Source organism: Shinella sp. M31, assembly GCF_049199205.1.
Taxonomy (GTDB): Bacteria; Pseudomonadota; Alphaproteobacteria; order Rhizobiales; family Rhizobiaceae; genus Shinella.
This window is the reverse complement of the sequence record NZ_JBLZPH010000103.1, coordinates 1-18229: the sequence shown is the minus strand read 5'-3', so window position 1 is coordinate 18229 and position 18229 is coordinate 1. Positions and strand designations below refer to the sequence as shown.

Genomic DNA, 18229 nt, shown 5'->3' with positions numbered 1-18229 from the left:
CGGCACAAGAATGGAGGGGGGCGTGTTGCGGCTGCGTGCCGTGCGCTGGACCCCGTCCACGAGGATCATGCCGATGCCGGGCAGATTGCCGAGCGCCATGCTGTCGAGCACGCCATCGCCGCCACCGCCCATCGCCTGATCGATGAAGACGAGATCCGCCGCAAGGCCGGGTGCGATACGCCCGCGGTCGTTCAGGCCGCGCAGGTTCGCCACATTGCCGGTCGCAAAGCAGATGGCGACTTCCGGGGCGACGCCACCGAGCGAGGCGAGCATCGTCACGAGGCGCAGCATGCCAAGCGGCTGAACGCCGGACCCGGCGGGTCCGTCCGTTCCCAGCACGAGCCGGTCAAGGGCGCCAACATCTTTGATGACGTCGAGCACGAAGAGCCCCGCCTTCATGTTCCCGTTATGGATGATCTCAAGTCCACGCTTGCTTTCCCGGCAGATCAGTTCGAGTTCGGAGAAGGGAAGGGAGGTCGGCCCGCCATTCATGTGGGCCGCGACATCCGCATCCACTTCCAGCACGACGTCGGCGCCGATCCGCGAGGATCCCGGGATGGAATGCCCGCCGGTATGGGTCATCGACGTCATGCCGTATTTGCGGGCCCAGGCGATCATCTTGCGGCCCGTCGTGCCATCCTTCACCGTGCCGAGGCCCACTTCGCCGACAAGTGTGACACCGGCATCGGCAAGTTCGCTGAAGTCCTTCTCCTCGAGGCCGTGCTCGAGGATGAGGGCTCCGGCCAGAACCTTCATGCCGGTCGGGGAAAAGTTTGCGAAGGCGCGTTGTGCGGTGATCGCCAGCGCCTTGACGCCGATCACGTCCCGCGGGCGGCCCGGCAGGTGCACCTCGCCGGCGGAGACCAGTGTCGTCACCCCGCCATGCAGCGTTGAATCGATCCAGCCGAGCTGGTTCTGGCGCGGCGTCCAGTCACCCATGACGGGGTGGGAATGGTTGTCGATCATGCCGGGCATGACCGAAGAGCCTTTGGCATCGATCACACGCTTGACGCCGCTGGCATCGATATTGACCTCGCGGCCCACGGCGGTGATCTTTCCATTCTCGATAAGGATCGTATCCGCGTCCGCGAGGGGGGCGGAGAGCTCGCCGGTGAGCACGGCGCCCAGGTTTCGGATCAGGAGGCGGTCGGCTTGATCGGCAGCATTCGACATGGTTTGTCCTTACAATCTGTCGGTATGGTCAGAAACCGGGTGACAACCATGCGCAAGGCAGGCTGCGTCGGGTTACTCGGTTGGATCCGGTCCGCTGACGCGGTTGAGAAGATCGAGAAGCGTGGCCTGCTCGGCAGGGGTCAGCGGTTCCAAAAGCTTACGCGCGACCTGCATGCTCTGATCCAGCAGGGGCAGAGTGTAATGCACGCCGCGGTTGGTCAGGGTAATCATCGTCATGCGCTGGTCGGTTTCCGAGCGCTTGCGCGCGATGAGGCCGCGCTTCAGGAGCGCCTTCACCACAAGGCTGATCGTCGATGGATCCATCTGGCTGATGCGTCCGAGATGGTTTTGCGAAAGCTCGCCGGCCTTCAGCAAAGTCACCAGCGCGGCAAGTTGCGTCGGTGTCACATCGCTGACCGGTATGATTTCCTGAAAGCAGGCCGTCGCTCGCTGGTGTGCCCGGCGGATGATGTGTGCCGGATGGTGCTCCAGCGAATAGCCGGTGCGGGCGACATAGGCCAGAATTTCGTCGCGCCCGAGTTCCGGCGGCTCCGATCTCTGCTCGACGCCCGTTTCAACGTGCGTTTCGTCTTCCATCGTTTCGATATTGCTCAAGTCCTGCCCCACCGGTTCACGCCGCAATCTGATTGGCGATGGTAGCGCCTCCGCTCAGGGCTGCAACAACAGCCTTTGAATCCGAGACGACGCCGAAATGGGTGCCGATGTCATAGAGTGAACTTTCCTGCTCCCGTTTTCCGGTCGCCGCGCAGGCATCCGCAGGAACGACGACTTCGTAGCCGTTGAAAAAGGCGTCGTGCACCGTGGAGCGGACGCAGATGTTGGTCACGACACCGAAGACGACGAGCTGGTCGATCTTCATGTCTTTCAAAACGAGATCGAGATCCGTCTGGAAGAAGGCCGAGTAACGGCGCTTCGTCACATGAATCTCGTCGGGGCGGGCGCCGAGATCCTCGATGACCTCGACTGCCCATGTGTTTTCAAGGCAGTGCGGCGTGCGTTTGGCCCATTCGCGCTCGTGTCGCATGCCGGGGCGGTGAGCGTCTTGGATCCAGATCACGGGCGCATCGTTTAAGCGGGCCGCATCGATGATGGCGCGCTGCGGTCCAACGAGCGCCTCATATCCCGGCAGAACCATTTTTCCGCCCGGTTTGCAGAATTCGTTGATCATGTCGACCACGATGATCGCCGTCCTTTTCGCGTCGAGGCGTACCTCTTGCTCGTTGCGGTGCGCGGAAAAGACATCAAGTGACATCGATCAGGTTCCCTTTGTTGCTCGCTGAGGCGGCTTTTATTTGATAATCAAACAATCAAGGCCCGTGGTTCAAAGTCAAGAGCTTTCTAAGATTTTTTACGCGAAATCGGCTAAAAAGCGCTATTTATAGCGATTTATCAGCGTTTTGTCGTTGCAAAGGTCGATGCACATGGGCGCTTGACAAGATGGAAAAGCTGATCCTTACTCGTATGACCATCAACGATATGGTCGACGGTGCACAAGCGCCGAGCGTAGCAATACAAGGGGTTCGCTATGCCGTTTTCTCAGCCAGTTCATGCCCGTATTCCCCAAAACGCCCGCCGCCGGTCGGCCTTGCGCCTGCTCGCGGTCGCCCTCAGCCTCTCGGCAGCCTTCCTGCCGGCTTCGGCAAGCGCCGACGGCGTTACGCTGAAGGTGTTCGGCGGTTCCTCCCTCGACGTTCTTGCCCCGCGGGAAACACCGGAGGTGCAAACGAAGATCCGCGAAGAAATCGTTGCCGGCTTTCTGAAGGAACATCCCGAAATCTCCGCCGTCGAATGGGATGCGCAGGGTCCCCAGTCGGGGTCGCTCCAACGCCTGATGACCGCCAAGCTTTCCGGCCAGGAGATGGATCTGATCGCCTGCTCTGCCTATTGGGTCAACGGCGCGTATGTGCGCCGCGGACTCTTGCGGCCGATTACGGACGAGATCCAGCCCTTCGCCGCAAATGTCGACCCGGCCAGCCTCGGCGCCTTCAATGTGAACGGCAAGGTTTATGGCGTGCCGATCACGTCGCTGTCGACCTCGACGATCTTCTACAATGTCGACCTTTTCAAGAAACTCGGTATTCCCACGCCGCCGACCTATGCGGACCTCAAGTCCGCGGTGCCGAAGCTGCAGGCAGCGGGCGTCATCCCGCTGCTGCATCAGGGATCGAACAGCGTCATGTGGCCGATGTGGTATTTCGAGACCTTCTCGCAGGCAAGTGGTGATCCTGTCGGGGTCACGCAGGCACAGCTCGAAAGCAAGGAGGGGTTCGACAATGCTGCCAGCGTCGAAGCCTTCCGGCTGATCAAAAAGTGGGTCGACGACGGCATCCTTTCCAAGGATTCTCTCTCCGTCGACATGGAGGGCATGCGCGCCGCCTTCGCCAGCGGCAAGAGCGCCATGTACTACGGCGGTACCTGGGAGGTTCCGTCCCTGAAGGAAAACGTGAAGGGCTTCTCCTGGGGCGTTTTCCCGTTCCCCAAGATGGAGGGAACGCCGGGTGAAGCCAAGCACGGCGGCGGTGCCGATAACGGCATGTGCCTCTCGGCTTCCATCCCGGAGGAAAAGGTCAAACCGGCGCTCGATTTCGTCGCCTATCTGACGAAGCCGGAGGTGGCGAAGATCTATCTCGATGCGGAGCAGCCGATCGCGACGTCCATCAAGGGTGTCGACGGTGTCGATGAACAATACGCCAAGGATCTGCGCGCCACCGCGTTCCCCAACACGATCAAGTTCCTGGACTGGATCTGGCCGAGCGAAGTGACGACTGCCGTGGCATCCGGCATTGCCGGTGTCGTTGGCGGCACCGCGACACCGGAAGAGGCCGCGCAGAGCGTGCAGGCGACGTTCAAGTCGCTTGTCGACGAAGGTAACTGGCCGCCGAAGGACTAAGCCGGCGCCGCACGGCGGCGCGCCCTTCTCCAGCGCGCCGCCGAAATTTCCCCGACTATTGCCGTGCGCTCTGCAGCGTCGGATCCCCCGTGTGTTCGAAAGAGAAAACCATGACCCGTTCTGCGCGCCAACGTTTTTCCATCGGCTATCATCTCAACAGCTGGGACCTGACCGGGCAGCCCTTGCGTCCCGCGCTCGATTTTCTTGCGGGTGAGGGTTTTGGCTGGTTTGAAATTCTCGCCTTCACCAGCCTGTCCGACCAGTTCGCCCGCAAATACATGCAGCTTGGCGACCTGCCGCCCCCGGGTGTGACGACGGATACCGACATCCTGCGGCGCTATGCGCTGCTTTCGGAAGCACAGAGCGATCTGGGAATCCGCCTGTCCTCGCTCTATGTGAACGCGACCTTCGTCAATCCCGTGCTGTGGGAGCAGGAGCGTGCCTGCCTCATTTCTCTTGCGCGTATCCTGAAGGGTTTCGATGCTCCGGTTCTGGTGCTCGGCGGGGGGCCGTCGGAAGCGTCGGGCAACAAACACCTCCCGGAAGACTACAAGGCCTTCTGCCGCGCGCTTGAGGATATCGGCCGGCGTACGGCCGATCTTGGCATCGCCACCGTATACCATCCGCATCTCGACACCTTCATCGAGCGGCGCGAACAGCTCGACCGGATGATGGATGAGCTGGATACGCGCCATGCGGGGCTGTGCATCGATCCCGCCCATCTGGCGCAGACCCATTCGGATCCGGTAGACGCGCTGCGGACCTACATGTCCGCCGTGCGATACATGCACCTCAAGGATACGCGTGTGGACGACAGCCTCATCGGCCCCGAGCGCTACGCCGCGTTCAGCGAACTTGGCGCTGGCGTGGTCGATATGCGCGGGCTCGTCGATGTTCTCCTGGACGCCGGGTATGACGGTCTTGCGATCGTGGAGCTCGATGCCTCGCAGAAGACCGCAGAGCAGAGCGCAAGAGAAAGCGTCGCCTATCTCACTGAAACGCTTGGACTTGTGTTGAACCCTGGCAAGCGCTGAAGGGGGGGTGCGATGCGCACGCGGATAACGAGGATCATCCGGCGGGACGATGACGCGACGGTCGCGGCTTTCATGCTCGCGCCTGCCGCCGTCCTGTTTTCGCTGTTCTTTCTGTGGCCGTTTCTCCGTGGGCTCTGGATCAGCCTGACGCGGTGGGACGGGTTTTCGGCGCCGGTTTTTATCGGCGTCGCCAACTACGCGAAGCTTTTGGGTGACAGGCTGTTTCTCGGTGCGCTTGAGAACAATCTGATTTTCGTTGTCCTCGTCCTGCTTTTGAAGAATGTGCTGGGCCTTGGTCTGGCCATCCTGCTGGACCGGGCGATTTTCCTGCGTGGGCCGATCCGGGCGGCGGTTTTCATTCCGGTCACGCTTTCCTTCGCGGCCACCGGCCTTCTGTGGTCATGGATCTATAATCCGGTGTTCGGCCTCCTCAACGCGGCACTCGATGGGCTCGGCCTTTCAGCACTGAAGATGTCGTGGCTGGGAGATGCCGATATCGCGCTCTATTCAATTATCGTCGTCGATGTCTGGAAATGGCTGGGATTTCACGCCGTCATCTATCTCGCCGGCCTTCAGACCATACCAGATGAGCTTTACGAGGCCGCCCGTATCGATGGTGCCGGCGCGGTGAAGCGTTTCAGGCATATTACCCTGCCACTCATGATGCCGGTCATTCTGATCAACATCATTCTGGGCCTGTCCGGTGCCTTCGTCCGCAACTTCGATATCGTGCAGGTGCTGACGCAGGGCGGGCCGAACCACGCCACCGAAGTGGTGATGACCTACATGGTCAAGATTGCCTTCCAAGACGGCAATATGGGTTATGCCAGCGCCATGGGATACGCGCTGTTTCTCATTGTCGCACTGTCCTGCGTCCTTCTCCTGGGCCTCATGCGGCGCAGCAAGGTGGAGATGTAGTCATGGAACACCACAGCTCCATTCGCCCCGCCCGTGCCCAGCCGCCATTCGCAAGTCACCTCTTCTGGAAGGGCTTGCTCGCCGGCCGTTCCATCGGTGAGCTGGCTCTCGTCTACGGCCTGTTGGCGATTGTGCTTGTCGAAACACTTTATCCGCTCTTCTGGGTGCTTTCCGGGTCCTTGAAGACGAAGGAAGAGGTCATCGCCAATGTGTGGGGATTGCCGTCAGGCTTTGCCTGGCAAAATTACACCGAGGCGTGGCGGGTTGCGGGCATCGGTGCGCGCATCCTCAACAGCGTCGTCGTGACGGCAACGGCACTTGCGCTTCTGCTGCTGGTTGCGACCCCGGCCGCCTATGCCTTGTCGCGCCTCAGGTTTCGTGGTCGCAACGTCATCCTCGCGCTGGTCGTAGCCGCGATGCTGATACCGCCGCAGGTCATGGCGATCCCGCTCTTCATGACGGCGCGTGATCTCGGTCTGGTCAACAGCCGGATCGGCATCGCCATCATCCACGCGGCTTCCAACCTTCCGCTGTCCATCTTCATTCTGCGCAGCTTCTTTCTGTCCTTGCCTGCGGAGCTGGAGGATGCCGCGCGGATCGACGGTGCCAGCCGGCTTCAGATTCTCGGCAAGGTCATGCTGCCACTGATCCGGCCCGGCCTCGCTTTGGTGACGATCTTCGGCTTCATCGAAATCTGGAACGATTTCTTCCTCGCCTTCCTCCTGCTGCGCGATCCGGCCCTGCAGACGATACCACTCGGCCTCGTTGCGATCTTCCAGCAGTATGGATCGATGTGGAACCTCTATTTCGCGGCGCTGGCGATGACGACGCTGCCGGTCATCATCGTGTTCGTGCTCATGCAGAAACAATTCATCGCCGGATTGACCGCCGGCGCGGTCAAGTCGTGACCGGAATGACAAGGAGTTCACAATGACGGCTTCCAACCCCAAAGCGCCGATCGGCGTCGGCGTGATCGGTTGCGGCGAGATCGCGCAGCTGATGCACCTTCCTGTTATTCACGAGCTTCCGGAGTTGCGGCTGGCCGCGCTTTGCGATCTGTCCCGGACGGTGCTGGAGACGCTGAGTACGCAATATGGCGTCACCGCCTGCTATCAGGAATACCAGGCGCTGCTTGACGATCCGGCCGTCGATGCCGTGGTCATCTGCACGTTCGATCACGGCCCGGTTGTCGAGGCCGCCATCAAGGCCGGCAAACATTTCATCGTCGAAAAGCCGCTGGCCTTTACCTCCGAGGAAGCGCGGCCACTCGTGAAGGCGGCGAATGAAAGCGGGCTGGTCGGCCTTGTCGGCTATATGAAGCTTTATGATCCCGGCTATCGGCTCGGCCTTGAAAAGATCGGCCAGATCGGGCGGCCGAAAATGATCCAGGTGCATGATTTTGCGGGTCGTTTCGATCGCTACCAGCAGCTTTACACGCAGGTGCGCGGCAAGGACGTCGATATGGAGCGTATCAAGGCGACCCAGACTGATGTGGCTGCGCGCGTCGCAGCCGGGCTCGGGCAGGATCATGCCGGTTACACTGACCTCTACATGACGCTTCTGATGCTCGGTAGCCACGATCTTGCGGTTCTGCGTGGTGCTTTCGGCGTCGCGGAGCGCGTCGACTATGCGCAGGCCGTGGGACCAACGCATATCATGGCTGTGCTCGGTTTCGCCGATCGTGTTCCGGCGCTGCTGGAAGTGGCGTTCGGCGCGCAGTATGAATGGTGGGACGAATGGATGACCGTTCACGGCGAGAAGGACGAAGTGCGCATCGATTTCCAAAACCCCTATGTGCGGAATGCCGCCGCGACGGTGCGTCTGCGCGAGGCTGCCGGCGAGGGGCCGAGCGAGCGCATTCTGCCCGGCACGCCGGAAACCGCGTTCCGCAGGCAGTGGCAGCATTTCATCGCCTGTGTCGAAGGAAAGGCCGCACCTCAGACGCCGCTTCAGGGGGGGCTGGATGATCTCGAACTGGCCGAGCGCATTATCAAGGCATTGCCGGTCAAGCCGGGGGGAGGCCAGGCATGAGCCATATCCTCGTTACCGGATCGAGCGGCCTGCTTGGCCGCCACGTTGCTGCGGCATTGCTGGATGCAGGGCACGTTGTAACCGGCCTCGATATGATGGCCCCGCCGCCGGGTTCGGCCTGGATGCATGTCACCGCGGACGCCGGTGACCTCGGTGTTCTTGCCGAGCTGGCGGCCGGCAAGGACGCGCTGGTGCATATCGCCGCGATCCCGAGACCAACGGGTCGCGCTGCCGCTGACGTCTTCCGTGTCAATATGAGTGCCATGTATGCGGCGACCGAAGCTGCGCGTATCGCGGGCATAAGGCGGTTTGTCTATGCATCGTCCTTCAGCGTGCTCGGCTATCCCTTCTTCGAAAAGCCCGTCGTGCCGCTTTACCTGCCGGTCGACGAGGGGCATCCCGTCGGAGCCCAGGATATTTATGCCATTACGAAATGGCTCGGCGAAGAAATGGTCGATGCATCGGTCCGGCGCGGGGTGTTCTCGGCTGTCAGCCTGCGGATGCCCTGGATCCAGACTCCGGAAAGCTTTCACGCGCAGATCGGTCCGCGGCGCGCGCAGGCTGAAGCCGCACGCGATCTCTGGGCCTATCTCGACGCGCGCGATGCGGCTTCCGCTTTCGTGTCTGCCGTTGAGCGACCGGTGGAGGGACACCTTCGTGCGTTCCTGAGCGCGGCGGACAGCTACATGGACCAGCCATCGGCCGGGCTGGCCGAGGCCGCTTATCCGGGCGTCGCCCATCGCCGGCCTCTTGCGGGCTGTGCGTCGCTCATCGATACCGGCCTCGCGCGCGATGCCCTCGGATTTGTTTCACACTATTCCTGGCGCGACTACCCGCCGGCGCCGGCCACGATTTGAGAAGGAATGACGATGCGTTTTGAAAACAAGACCGTGCTCGTGACCGGTGCCGCCGGCGTTATCGGCTCTGCCGCCGTGCGGCGTTTCCTTTCGGAAGGTGCCCGCGTCGCGATAGCCGATCTCAACGGAGCTAAGGCGGAGAACGTTGCGGCTGAATTCGGTGATCGTGCCAAGGCGTTCGCTGTCGATGTGGCCGATCCGGCAGCGGTCGAAGCCATGGTCGGCGTCGTCACCGCTCATTTCGGCGGCATTGATGTCCTGTTCAACAATGCCGGCATCTCCGGGACGGTGGCGCCCGTGCACAAGCTTTCGATTGAAGACTGGCAGAAGATTGTCGGCATCAATCTCAACGGTATCTTCTATGTTCTTCGCGCGACCCTCGCCGCCATGATTGCCGGCAAGAGACAGGGCGCCATCGTCAACATGGGGTCGTCGATGGCGGGCTGGGATGTTCTGTCCGGTGGCGTCGGCTACGCCGCAACCAAACACGGTGTCGTCGGCATCACGCGTATCGCAGCGCTTGATGCGGCCCCTTACGGTATCCGCGTCAATGCCATCTGCCCCGGCGTTATCGAAACCCGTCTGGGCGTTCCGGCAGAGGACGAAGCAGCCTATTCCGCGGGCATCGAGCGCTTTGCCCACCGCATTCCCTTGCGCCGCATCGGTCAGCCCGAAGATGTTGCCGCCGCCGTTGCCTTCCTCGCATCCGATGACGCGAAACATGTGACCGGTGTCGACTGGCTGATCGACGGCGGCCAAACGCTGCAAAGCTGGGCAAATGCGCCTGACAGCGATCGTTTCCCAAGCTTCACATGAGGATTTTCCAGACGTTCCAGGCGGTTTAATACTCCGGTCCGATAAATGCCCTTTAGGCAGAGGAATTCCCGCCGGATTATGGTGCTTTGCGCGCCAACGGCCTACTCACCCATCTTCGTCGGGATGTCTTCCCCTGGGACGGGAGTGACGTCAGGGGCTTCCTCCGGAATGACATCCGGTCCGGGCTCTTCAATTGGGCGGTCAGGAATATCCGGCAGCGAGTCCGGTGTGTCTCCCGGCGATATCTCTTGAGGTTTTTTCGGGTCTTTGGGATCTTCTGCCATACCGAACTCCCTTCATGTCGATCAACCGTGATAGTCCCGAGAATGTTCCGTCCATCGGCCGGTGGGTACGCCAAAGTTAAAAGCGTTAACGGGGTATGGGTGCATTCAGGCACCGCACAAAATCAAAAGCCCCCGTCGCAAATATGCGCGGGGGCTTTTGTTGTTCTATCCCTTGAAACAGCTCAGCGCCGGGTGTTCAGCGCAATATGCGCCTCAAACGCCTTCCCGAAATTGATCAGGAAATCCCGCGTACCCTCGTTCGTCAGCTGGCCGGCTTCGTCGAACAATCCGCCGCTGCCGCCAATATACGCCTCGGGCTGCCCAAGCACCGGCATGTTCAGGAAGCTCAGCGATTGCCGCAGATGATGATTGGCGCCGAAGCCGCCGATTGCGCCGATCGAGGTCGAGATGATTGCGGCCGGTTTGCCGGCAAGCGCGCCCTGGCCATAGGGACGCGAGGCGACGTCGATTGCGTTCTTCAGCACGCCGGGGACCGAACGATTGTATTCGGCAGTGACAAAAAGCACGGCATCGGCGGCCGAAATCGCGTTGCGGAACGTCGTCCAGTCCGCAGGCGGGGACGCCTCGAGGTCCTGGTTGAAATACGAGACGGCGCCGATATCGAGAAAGTCGAAGGTCAGGTTGGGCGTCAGCGCGGCGAAGGCCTTGGCTGTCTTGCGGCTGAAGGATTCCTTGCGGAGGCTGCCGACGAGAACTGCTACTGAGGTCATGGGGAACTCCAAGCTGAATGAACAGCCGATCCTCGTCCTTCACCAGGGAAAACTCAACACTGAATATGCGGTTCTCGCGTAAGACCGGAGCGAACGAATGGACCGGGATCGAAAACGGTGGCGCCGTCATCGCGCGAAGGTGACGTGCGCGCTCGTCCGCCGGCCATCCCCGTCTCCTGGCGTCGTCAACACAGGATATTGAAATCCGGGACCGCGTTGCGGCCCCGGATCGTTTTGAGTGGAAATATAGCCCTGCCCGATGACGCGTGCAGGCGCCTGTGCCGCTCTCGTCAGTGCTGCACGGCCGGCAGACCTTCCGCGTCGTCGGCCATGGTCGAACGGCCGTGCTGGACCAGCGGGCGGTTACCCGCAAGACGGCGCAACAGCACGTAGAAGACCGGCGTCATGAAGATGCCGAAGAAGGTGACGCCGATCATGCCGGAGAACACGGCAAGACCCATGGCGGCGCGCATTTCCGAACCCGCCCCCGTCGAGAGCACCAGCGGCACGACGCCCATGATGAAGGCCATGGAGGTCATGAGGATGGGGCGCAGGCGCAGGCGGCTGGCCTCGATGGCCGCCTGTATCGGCGTGCGGCCCTCGAATTCCAGCTCACGGGCGAATTCGACGATCAGGATCGCGTTCTTCGCCGAGAGGCCCACCAGCACCACGAGACCGATCTGGGTGAAGACATTGTTGTCGCCCCCCGTGTACCAGACCCCGGCAAGCGCCGCGAGCACACCCATCGGCACGATCATGATGATGGCGATCGGCAGCGTCAGGCTCTCATACTGGGCGGCCAGCACGAGATAGACGAGAAGCAGCGCGAGCGGGAAGACGTATATGCTCGAATTGCCGGCGAGGATCTGCTGGTAGGTCAGGTCCGTCCATTCGAAATCGATGCCGGCGGGCAGCGTTTCGGCAGCGATCTTTTCCACGGCGGCCTGGGCCTGGCCCGACGAGAAGCCGGGCGCCGGCCCGCCATTGATGTCGGCGGCGAGGAAACCATTGTAGCGCGTGGTGCGCTCCGGGCCGGTCGTCGCATCGACCTTCAGGAGGGCTGCGAGCGGGATCATCTCGCCGGATTGCGAGCGCACCTTCAGCTGGCCGATATCCTCCGGCTTGGCGCGGAAGGCGGAATCGGCCTGGACGCGCACACTGTAGGTTCGCCCGAAGGCGTTGAAGTCGTTGACATAGAGCGAGCCGAGATAGATCTGCAGCGTCTCGAACACGTCCGTGACCCTGACGCCAAGCTGCTGGGCCTTGGCCCGGTCGAGATCGGCATAGAGCTGCGGCACATTGATCTGGAAGCTGGAGAACAGGCCCGCCAGTTCCGGTGTCTGATAAGCTTTTCCAAGGAAGGCCTGCGTGGCATCGTTAAGCGCGCCGTAGCCGAGGCCGGCGCGATCCTCGATCTGCAGCTTGAAGCCGCCCGTCGTACCGAGGCCGTTGACCGGTGGCGGCGGGAACATGGCGATGAAGGCGTCCTGGATGCCGGCGAATTTCTGGTTGAGCTGCATGGCGATCGCGCCGCCTGACAGATCCGGCGTCTTGCGCTCCTCGAAATCGTCGAGCACGGCGAAGACGATGCCGGAATTCGAGCCGATCGTGAAACCGTTGATCGACAGGCCGGGGAAGGCGATGGCGTGCGCCACGCCGGGCTGGGCCAGCGCGATGTCGCTCATCTTCTTGATGACCTCTTCCGTGCGGTCGAGGGTCGCGCCGTCGGGCAGCTGGGCGAAGCCGACCAGATATTGCTTGTCCTGCGCCGGCACGAAGCCGCCCGGCACGGCGTTGAACACCGTGTAGGTGGCGCCGACGAGCGCGAGATAGACGATCATGACCAGCGACTTGCGCGTGACGAGCCCGCCGATGGTGCGGCCATAGCCGTTGCCGGCGGCGTTGAAGGCCCGGTTGAAGCCGCGGAAGAACCAGCCGAACAGGCCATCCATGAGGCGGGTCAGCCAATCCTTCGGCGCGTGGTGATCCTTCAGCAGAAGGGCGGCCAGCGCAGGCGACAGCGTCAGGGAGTTGATCGCCGAAATCACCGTCGAGATGGCGATGGTCAGGGCGAACTGGCGGTAGAACTGGCCGGACAAGCCGCTGATGAAGGCGAGCGGCACGAAGACGGCGACGAGCACGAGCGCAATCGCGATGATCGGACCCGAGACTTCCCGCATGGCGCGGTAGGTCGCTTCGCGCGGGCTCAACCCATTCTCGATGTTGCGCTCGACGTTTTCGACGACGACGATCGCGTCGTCCACCACGATGCCGATGGCGAGCACGAGGCCGAATAGCGTCAGCGCGTTTACCGAGAAGCCGAAGGCATACATGACGGCGAAGGTGCCGATGATCGAGACGGGCACGGCGAGCAGCGGGATGATCGAGGCGCGCCAGGTCTGGAGGAAGACGATGACGACGAGCACGACGAGCGCGATGGCTTCGAGCAGCGTATCGACGACCTTGTCGATGGAGGCGCGCACGAATTCCGTCGTGTCGTAAACGATCTCGTATTTCACGCCGTCGGGCATGGCCAGCTGGAGCTGGTCCATGGTGGCGCGCACATTGTCGGCGATCTCGATGGCGTTCGAGCCCGGCGCCTGGAGCACGGCGATGGCGACGGCGGGCTGGCCGTCGAGCAGCGAGCGCAGCGTGTAGTCGGCCGCCCCCAGTTCGACGCGGGCGACATCCCGCAGGCGGGTGATTTCACCGGATGCGCCCGTCTTGACGATGATGTTGCCGAATTCCTCCGGGGTGCGCAGGCGGCCCTGGGCGTTGACGTTGAGCTGGAGATTCACCTCGTTGGGTGTCGGGGAGGCGCCGATGATGCCAGCGGCGGCCTGCACGTTCTGCTCGCGGATCGCGTTGCTGATGTCGCTGGCGGCCAGTGCATGTTCGGCCGCCTTCTGCGGATCGATCCACACGCGCATCGCATAATCGCCGGCGCCGAAGACCTGCACCTGGCCGGCGCCTTCGATGCGGGCAAGCCGGTCCTTGATGTTGAGCGTGGCGTAGTTGCGCAGATAGGTCACGTCATAGCGGTCGGTCGTCGAGACGAGGTTGACCACCATGATGAAGTCGGGCGAGCTCTTGACGGTCGTCACGCCGAGCGCACGCACTTCCGCCGGCAGGCGCGGTTCGGCCTGCGACACGCGGTTCTGCACGAGCTGCTGGGCCTTGTCCGGGTCCGTGCCGAGCTTGAAGGTGACGGTCAGCGTCAGTACGCCGTCCGACGTCGCCTGGCTGTTCATGTAGAGCATGTCCTCGACGCCGTTGATCTGCTCTTCGAGCGGCGTCGCGACGGTCTCGGAAATGACGACGGGATTGGCCCCCGGATAGACGGCGCGCACCACAATGGAGGGCGGCACGACCTCGGGATATTCGGAAATCGGCAAGGATCGCATGCCGATCAGGCCGGCGACCACGATGAGGATCGACAGCACCCCGGCAAAGACCGGGCGATCGATGAAGAAACGGGAGATGTTCATTGCAGCACCCTCTCCAGGATGAAATTCGGACGAACGGCCCTGTCCGGCGGGCAAGGCTCCGCCGGCGGACATGGATTTTCTTGGGTTACGGGGCAGGGCGCGCCAGCGCCCCGCCGGCCGCCTTTACTTCACGGAGGCGACGCTTTCCTGCTCCTGCGGATCGACCACGACGCCCGGGCGCACGCGCTGCAGGCCGTTGACGACGACCTTGTCGCCGTTGGAGAGCCCGCTTTCGACGATGCGCTCGCCGCCCGAAAGGCTGCCGAGCACGATCGGCCGGTAGGTGACCTTGTTGTCCTTGTCGACGACGAAGACGAACTTCTTGTCCTGGTCGGTGCCGACCGCCTTTTCGCTGACGAGAATCTTGCTCTCGGGCTTCGGCTCGCCCATGCGGATACGCACGAACTGGCCCGGGATCAGCCTGCCACCGGGATTGTCGAAGACGGCGCGCACCGTGATGGTGCCGCTGGCGGCATCCACTTCGTTGCCGATGAGCTGGAGCTTGCCGTGGATCGGCGTGCCCTCGTCGGCGAGCGTACCGACTTCGACCGGGATCTGCTCGATCGGCTGGAGCGCGCCTTCGGAGGCCGGCAGGGCCGCAAGGGCTGCGGCGACCGTTTCCTCGCTGACATTGAAGCTGGCATAGATCGGATCGACTGAGACCAGCGTCGTCAGCGCCGGGGAGGCCGAGCCGCCGGCGACGAGGTTGCCGGTGGTGATCTCCACCTTGCCGACACGGCCGGAAACCGGCGCGCGGACCTGGGTATAGCTGAGTTCCAGCTTGGCGGCGTCGAGAGCGGCCTGCGCCGTCTTGAGGCTCGCCTCAGCTTCGGAAAGCGCGTTTTGGCGCTCGTCGATATCGCTCTGCGAGACGCTATTGCTCCGGGCGAGGCGTTCGCCGCGCTCGAGCTGGGTCCTGGCGAGTTTGACGCGGGCTTCGGCCGAGGCATATTGCCCCTCGGCCTGGGTTACCGCGGTCTGGAAGGGTTGCGGATCGATCGTGAAGAGCAGGTCGCCGGCCTTCACCAGCGCGCCCTCGCGAAAATCGACGGACTGGATGGCGCCAGCGACGCGCGAGCGGATCTGCACCCGGTCGATGGCTTCCAGACGGCCGGAAAATTCCTGCCACGTCACGACATTCTTGTTTTCCACGACGGCCACGGTGACCGGCACGGCAGGCACTTCGGCCGTCGCCGCGGCTTCCGCCTTGGCAGGCTTGCTTGGAACCTGAACGATCAGGGCGGCGCCGAAAATGGACGCAGCCAGTCCCAGGCCGGTGCCCGTGAGGGCCCAGCGTTTGCGCTTCGATAGCATTGTTGTCTCCTTGTGGCCTCAGGCCACGCTATGCTTTGGGTTCCGTAAAATCAGTGAATGCTAATATTTTGAACAAAACCGGAAAACTGGCTGGCAAGGCTGCCGGCCCAGGGCCCGGTTCCATTGGATGTCCCGCTGTAAATTGTCGGCCAGCCTGTTCCTGCGGGAAGGACATGCTGCTGAACTTTGACGCCGGCCTCGGTGAGGCGATCGGCATAACCCAGCGCCTCGTCGTGCAGCGGATCGTCCGCCGCCGTCAGAACGAGCGCCGGGGCAAGATCGGAAAGACGCGAACACAGGCAGGGCGCGGCATAGGGGTGGCACACGCCGCCGCTGAGATAGTGGCTCCAGCCATCCGCCCAGCGCTGGCGCATGCCGATGGCGTCGGCCTCGCGGAAGGAGCGGCTGGCCATGAAAGGGTCGAGCAGCGGCGAGAGCAGCACCTGGCCGTCGAGTTCGTCGGCGAAGTGGTCGCGCGCCTTCAGCGCTACGCCGGCCGCGATATTGCCGCCCGCCTCCTCGCCGCCGATGAGGAGCGGCGACTTGCGGTCGCCCAGCCCGGCGCGCTTCTTGGCAAGATAGGAGAAGATCGAAAAGCCGACTTCCAGCGGCTTGGGGAAGACGCCGCCGCCGAGCGCATTGTAATCAGGCACGGCGACGATGGCGCCGGTCGAGGCGATGCATTCGGCAAGCGGGCAATGCCTGAGCCCGGTTTCCGTGAAGGCGCCGCCGTGGAAATAGAGCAGGACGGGCGCCCCCTTGGCATATTCGGCGCCCTGATAGACGCGCACCGACACGGGGCCGATGGCCACCTTGTCGAACGTCATATCCTTGATCTCTACCGGCATCGATCTTGTCCTTTGGGCCGCTTGGAAATAAGCTGGTCCCTCACCATTTATATCGTCAGTCATTTTGCCCGGATAAGTGTGGTAAAACGGATTTCACTGTCCAAAATTTCGAACAATCATAGCTTCCAACGTGGGAATGTTCCATGGATCAGCTTTCTGCGATGCGCGTCTTCCTCCGTGTGGTGGAGACGGGCAGCTTCACCGGCGCTTCCGCCGCGCTCGGCATGCCCAAGGCAACCGTCAGCAACCTGATCCAGAATCTCGAAACGCATCTTCAGACCAAATTGCTCAACCGCACCACGCGCCGCGTCATGGTCACGACGGACGGCGCGCTCTACTACGAGCGGGCAAACCAGATCGTCACGGAGATCGACGAACTGGACGGCAGCCTCTCGCACTCCCGCATGAGCCCGAGCGGGCGCCTGCGCGTGGAAATGTCGGGGGCCTTCGCGGACCTGCTGATCATTCCCGAACTCAATGATTTCCATGAGAAATATCCCGATATCAAGGTCGATCTCGGGGTGGGCGACCGAACGGTGGATTATCTGGCGGAGAATGTCGACTGCGCGCTGCGCGCGGGCTCACCGGGCAATGCCTCGCTGATCGCGCGGCGCGTCGGGGAGATGGGTCTGGTGGCCTGTGCCGCGCCCGCCTATATCGACCGCTTCGGCATGCCGGCACATCCCTCCGACCTGGAGGCGGCGCATCACTGCGTGAACTACTTCCTGGCGCAGATCAACCGCATCATGCCCTTCGAATTCACGCGGGATGGCGAGACGCTGGAGATCAACAGCCGGTATATTCTTTCGGTCAACGATGCGCGCAGCTATCTGGCCGCGGCGCTGTCCGGGCTCGGCGTCGCGCCGCTTGCCTGTTTCATGGCGCGCGAGCCCATCGCCAGGGGGCAGCTCGTCCCGGTGCTGACGGACTGGCATATCGAGCCGGTTCCGCTCTACATTGTCTACCCGCCAAACCGCCACCTCAGCAACAAGGTGCGGGTTTTCGTCGATTGGGTCGTGCGGCTTTTGGGGCGCACGGAGCTGACCGGCGCGGGCAAGTCCTGACGCGTCAACCTTCGACGGCGGCAACCAGGCGTTTGCAGGCGCCGACGAGGTCCGGTTCGGAGAGCAGCGCGCCGCCGATCAGATACATCACGTCATCGCCGTAAGCGTCGCGCATTTCGGGCAGGCGAGCAAAGGTCATGCCGCCGCCGGGGGCCGCGACGATCGCTTTCGGGCCGCCCATGTCCACGGCGCAGGCCTTCGCGATCGACTGGCATTCTTCACGCGTGAAGCCGAAGCGGCCGCCGAAATTCGGATAGACCACGGCGTCGGCGCCCATCAGACGGTGCAGCGTGCCAAAGAAGGCGCGGTGCGAGAAGCCGCAATCGGGCGAGACGACATTGGCGCCGGAAAAGGCCGGATGCGAGACGATCGGCAACGAAAAGTCCGGATCGGCGGCGAGCGTGCGCACAATGTCGTAGCCGGCGAGCGCCGGTGCGATCATCACGCCGCCGGCACCGCGTTCCTGCGCCTGCTTTGCCCGCTCGATGATGGCGGTGGCGGGGCCGGTGATGTTGGGCACGAAGCTCGTCTTCCCGCCGCTTTTCGCATTCGCCTCGCCGACCGCCTCGATGCAGGCCTTCAGACGCACGTCGAAGGGTGCGGTCTTCTGGTCGACGAGCCCGTGGTCGTCCTTGACGAAATGCATGCCGCCGAGCGCGAAATCATGGGCGAGGCGGGCAAGCTGCGCGGTCGACAAGCCGACCGGCTTGATGGCGGACATCAGAAGCGGCTTTTCGCCGATCCCGGCGCGGGCGCGCAG

At 62.7% G+C, this 18229-nt stretch carries 17 protein-coding genes; 8 read left to right on the top strand and 9 right to left on the bottom strand.

The window, feature by feature from the left end; genetic code table 11:
* The 3 genes from ACOZKU_RS17770 to ACOZKU_RS17760 form a co-directional block, all read right to left on the bottom strand.
* Positions 1 to 1173, bottom strand: a 1173-nt coding sequence (locus tag ACOZKU_RS17770) for an amidohydrolase family protein (RefSeq protein WP_421579992.1), incomplete at its 3' end; no start/stop codon positions are given.
* Positions 1174 to 1245: 72 nt separating this feature from the next.
* Complete coding sequence (locus tag ACOZKU_RS17765; protein WP_421579991.1) at positions 1246 to 1788, bottom strand: MarR family winged helix-turn-helix transcriptional regulator; 543 nt, start codon at positions 1786 to 1788, stop codon at positions 1246 to 1248.
* A 16-nt stretch (positions 1789 to 1804) separates the two neighbouring features.
* Complete coding sequence (locus ACOZKU_RS17760; protein ID WP_421579990.1) at positions 1805 to 2446, bottom strand: cysteine hydrolase family protein; 642 nt, start codon at positions 2444 to 2446, stop codon at positions 1805 to 1807.
* Between the two features lie 273 nt (positions 2447 to 2719).
* Here ACOZKU_RS17760 and ACOZKU_RS17755 point away from each other — a divergent pair, with 273 nt between their 5' ends.
* The 7 genes from ACOZKU_RS17755 to ACOZKU_RS17725 all read left to right on the top strand — a co-directional run bounded on the left by ACOZKU_RS17755 (position 2720) and on the right by ACOZKU_RS17725 (position 9740).
* Positions 2720 to 4084: an ABC transporter substrate-binding protein gene (locus ACOZKU_RS17755; protein ID WP_421579989.1), complete on the top strand. Its 1365-nt coding sequence runs from the start codon at positions 2720 to 2722 to the stop codon at positions 4082 to 4084.
* Positions 4085 to 4194: 110 nt separating this feature from the next.
* On the top strand, positions 4195 to 5118 hold the full coding sequence (locus ACOZKU_RS17750; RefSeq protein WP_421579988.1) for a sugar phosphate isomerase/epimerase family protein: 924 nt from the start codon (positions 4195 to 4197) through the stop codon (positions 5116 to 5118).
* A 12-nt stretch (positions 5119 to 5130) separates the two neighbouring features.
* On the top strand, positions 5131 to 6036 hold the full coding sequence (locus ACOZKU_RS17745) for a carbohydrate ABC transporter permease (protein ID WP_421579987.1): 906 nt from the start codon (positions 5131 to 5133) through the stop codon (positions 6034 to 6036).
* A 2-nt stretch (positions 6037 to 6038) separates the two neighbouring features.
* Positions 6039 to 6944 carry a carbohydrate ABC transporter permease gene (locus tag ACOZKU_RS17740; RefSeq protein ID WP_421579986.1) on the top strand — a complete coding sequence of 302 codons (906 nt, stop codon included), beginning with the start codon at positions 6039 to 6041 and terminating at the stop codon, positions 6942 to 6944.
* A 22-nt stretch (positions 6945 to 6966) separates the two neighbouring features.
* Positions 6967 to 8067, top strand: a complete 1101-nt coding sequence (locus ACOZKU_RS17735) for a Gfo/Idh/MocA family protein (RefSeq protein ID WP_421579985.1) — start codon at positions 6967 to 6969, stop codon at positions 8065 to 8067.
* Positions 8064 to 8924 (top strand): NAD-dependent epimerase/dehydratase family protein, encoded by an 861-nt coding sequence (locus tag ACOZKU_RS17730; protein ID WP_421579984.1) that lies wholly within the window; start codon positions 8064 to 8066, stop codon positions 8922 to 8924. Before ACOZKU_RS17735 ends, ACOZKU_RS17730 begins: the two co-directional genes overlap by 4 nt.
* Positions 8925 to 8936: 12 nt before the next feature.
* Positions 8937 to 9740, top strand: a complete 804-nt coding sequence (locus tag ACOZKU_RS17725; RefSeq protein WP_421579983.1) for an SDR family NAD(P)-dependent oxidoreductase — start codon at positions 8937 to 8939, stop codon at positions 9738 to 9740.
* 101 nt (positions 9741 to 9841) lie between these two features.
* On the opposite strand, the gene ACOZKU_RS17720 is transcribed toward ACOZKU_RS17725, so the two are convergent.
* From ACOZKU_RS17720 to ACOZKU_RS17700, 5 genes are all read right to left on the bottom strand, one after another.
* Complete coding sequence (locus ACOZKU_RS17720) at positions 9842 to 10024, bottom strand: hypothetical protein (protein ID WP_421579982.1); 183 nt, start codon at positions 10022 to 10024, stop codon at positions 9842 to 9844.
* A 182-nt stretch (positions 10025 to 10206) separates the two neighbouring features.
* Complete coding sequence (locus ACOZKU_RS17715) at positions 10207 to 10755, bottom strand: NADPH-dependent FMN reductase (RefSeq protein WP_421579981.1); 549 nt, start codon at positions 10753 to 10755, stop codon at positions 10207 to 10209.
* A 290-nt stretch (positions 10756 to 11045) separates the two neighbouring features.
* Positions 11046 to 14243 (bottom strand): efflux RND transporter permease subunit, encoded by a 3198-nt coding sequence (locus tag ACOZKU_RS17710; protein ID WP_421579980.1) that lies wholly within the window; start codon positions 14241 to 14243, stop codon positions 11046 to 11048.
* A 123-nt stretch (positions 14244 to 14366) separates the two neighbouring features.
* Positions 14367 to 15557: an efflux RND transporter periplasmic adaptor subunit gene (locus tag ACOZKU_RS17705; RefSeq protein ID WP_421579979.1), complete on the bottom strand. Its 1191-nt coding sequence runs from the start codon at positions 15555 to 15557 to the stop codon at positions 14367 to 14369.
* Positions 15558 to 15607: 50 nt separating this feature from the next.
* Positions 15608 to 16405 carry an alpha/beta hydrolase fold domain-containing protein gene (locus ACOZKU_RS17700; protein WP_421579978.1) on the bottom strand — a complete coding sequence of 266 codons (798 nt, stop codon included), beginning with the start codon at positions 16403 to 16405 and terminating at the stop codon, positions 15608 to 15610.
* A gap of 143 nt (positions 16406 to 16548) precedes the next feature.
* Here ACOZKU_RS17700 and ACOZKU_RS17695 point away from each other — a divergent pair, with 143 nt between their 5' ends.
* Positions 16549 to 17469 carry a LysR family transcriptional regulator gene (locus ACOZKU_RS17695; RefSeq protein ID WP_421579977.1) on the top strand — a complete coding sequence of 307 codons (921 nt, stop codon included), beginning with the start codon at positions 16549 to 16551 and terminating at the stop codon, positions 17467 to 17469.
* Positions 17470 to 17473: 4 nt separating this feature from the next.
* Here ACOZKU_RS17695 and ACOZKU_RS17690 read toward each other — a convergent pair.
* Positions 17474 to 18229, bottom strand: a 756-nt coding sequence (locus ACOZKU_RS17690) for a RuBisCO large subunit C-terminal-like domain-containing protein (protein WP_421579976.1), incomplete at its 5' end; no start/stop codon positions are given.

Excerpts from the sequence above, each read along its gene's own strand:
- ACOZKU_RS17720 (WP_421579982.1), bottom strand. The coding sequence starts at position 10,024 with ATGGCAGAAGATCCCAAAGACCCGAAAAAACCTCAAGAGATATCGCCG.
- ACOZKU_RS17695 (WP_421579977.1), top strand. The coding sequence starts at position 16,549 with ATGGATCAGCTTTCTGCGATGCGCGTCTTCCTCCGTGTGGTGGAGACG.
- ACOZKU_RS17760 (WP_421579990.1), bottom strand. The coding sequence starts at position 2,446 with ATGTCACTTGATGTCTTTTCCGCGCACCGCAACGAGCAAGAGGTACGC.
- ACOZKU_RS17740 (WP_421579986.1), top strand. The coding sequence starts at position 6,039 with ATGGAACACCACAGCTCCATTCGCCCCGCCCGTGCCCAGCCGCCATTC.
- ACOZKU_RS17755 (WP_421579989.1), top strand. The coding sequence starts at position 2,720 with ATGCCGTTTTCTCAGCCAGTTCATGCCCGTATTCCCCAAAACGCCCGC.
- ACOZKU_RS17715 (WP_421579981.1), bottom strand. The coding sequence starts at position 10,755 with ATGACCTCAGTAGCAGTTCTCGTCGGCAGCCTCCGCAAGGAATCCTTC.
- ACOZKU_RS17700 (WP_421579978.1), bottom strand. The coding sequence starts at position 16,405 with ATGCCGGTAGAGATCAAGGATATGACGTTCGACAAGGTGGCCATCGGC.
- ACOZKU_RS17710 (WP_421579980.1), bottom strand. The coding sequence starts at position 14,243 with ATGAACATCTCCCGTTTCTTCATCGATCGCCCGGTCTTTGCCGGGGTG.
- ACOZKU_RS17735 (WP_421579985.1), top strand. The coding sequence starts at position 6,967 with ATGACGGCTTCCAACCCCAAAGCGCCGATCGGCGTCGGCGTGATCGGT.
- ACOZKU_RS17730 (WP_421579984.1), top strand. The coding sequence starts at position 8,064 with ATGAGCCATATCCTCGTTACCGGATCGAGCGGCCTGCTTGGCCGCCAC.
- ACOZKU_RS17745 (WP_421579987.1), top strand. The coding sequence starts at position 5,131 with ATGCGCACGCGGATAACGAGGATCATCCGGCGGGACGATGACGCGACG.
- ACOZKU_RS17750 (WP_421579988.1), top strand. The coding sequence starts at position 4,195 with ATGACCCGTTCTGCGCGCCAACGTTTTTCCATCGGCTATCATCTCAAC.
- ACOZKU_RS17705 (WP_421579979.1), bottom strand. The coding sequence starts at position 15,557 with ATGCTATCGAAGCGCAAACGCTGGGCCCTCACGGGCACCGGCCTGGGA.
- ACOZKU_RS17725 (WP_421579983.1), top strand. The coding sequence starts at position 8,937 with ATGCGTTTTGAAAACAAGACCGTGCTCGTGACCGGTGCCGCCGGCGTT.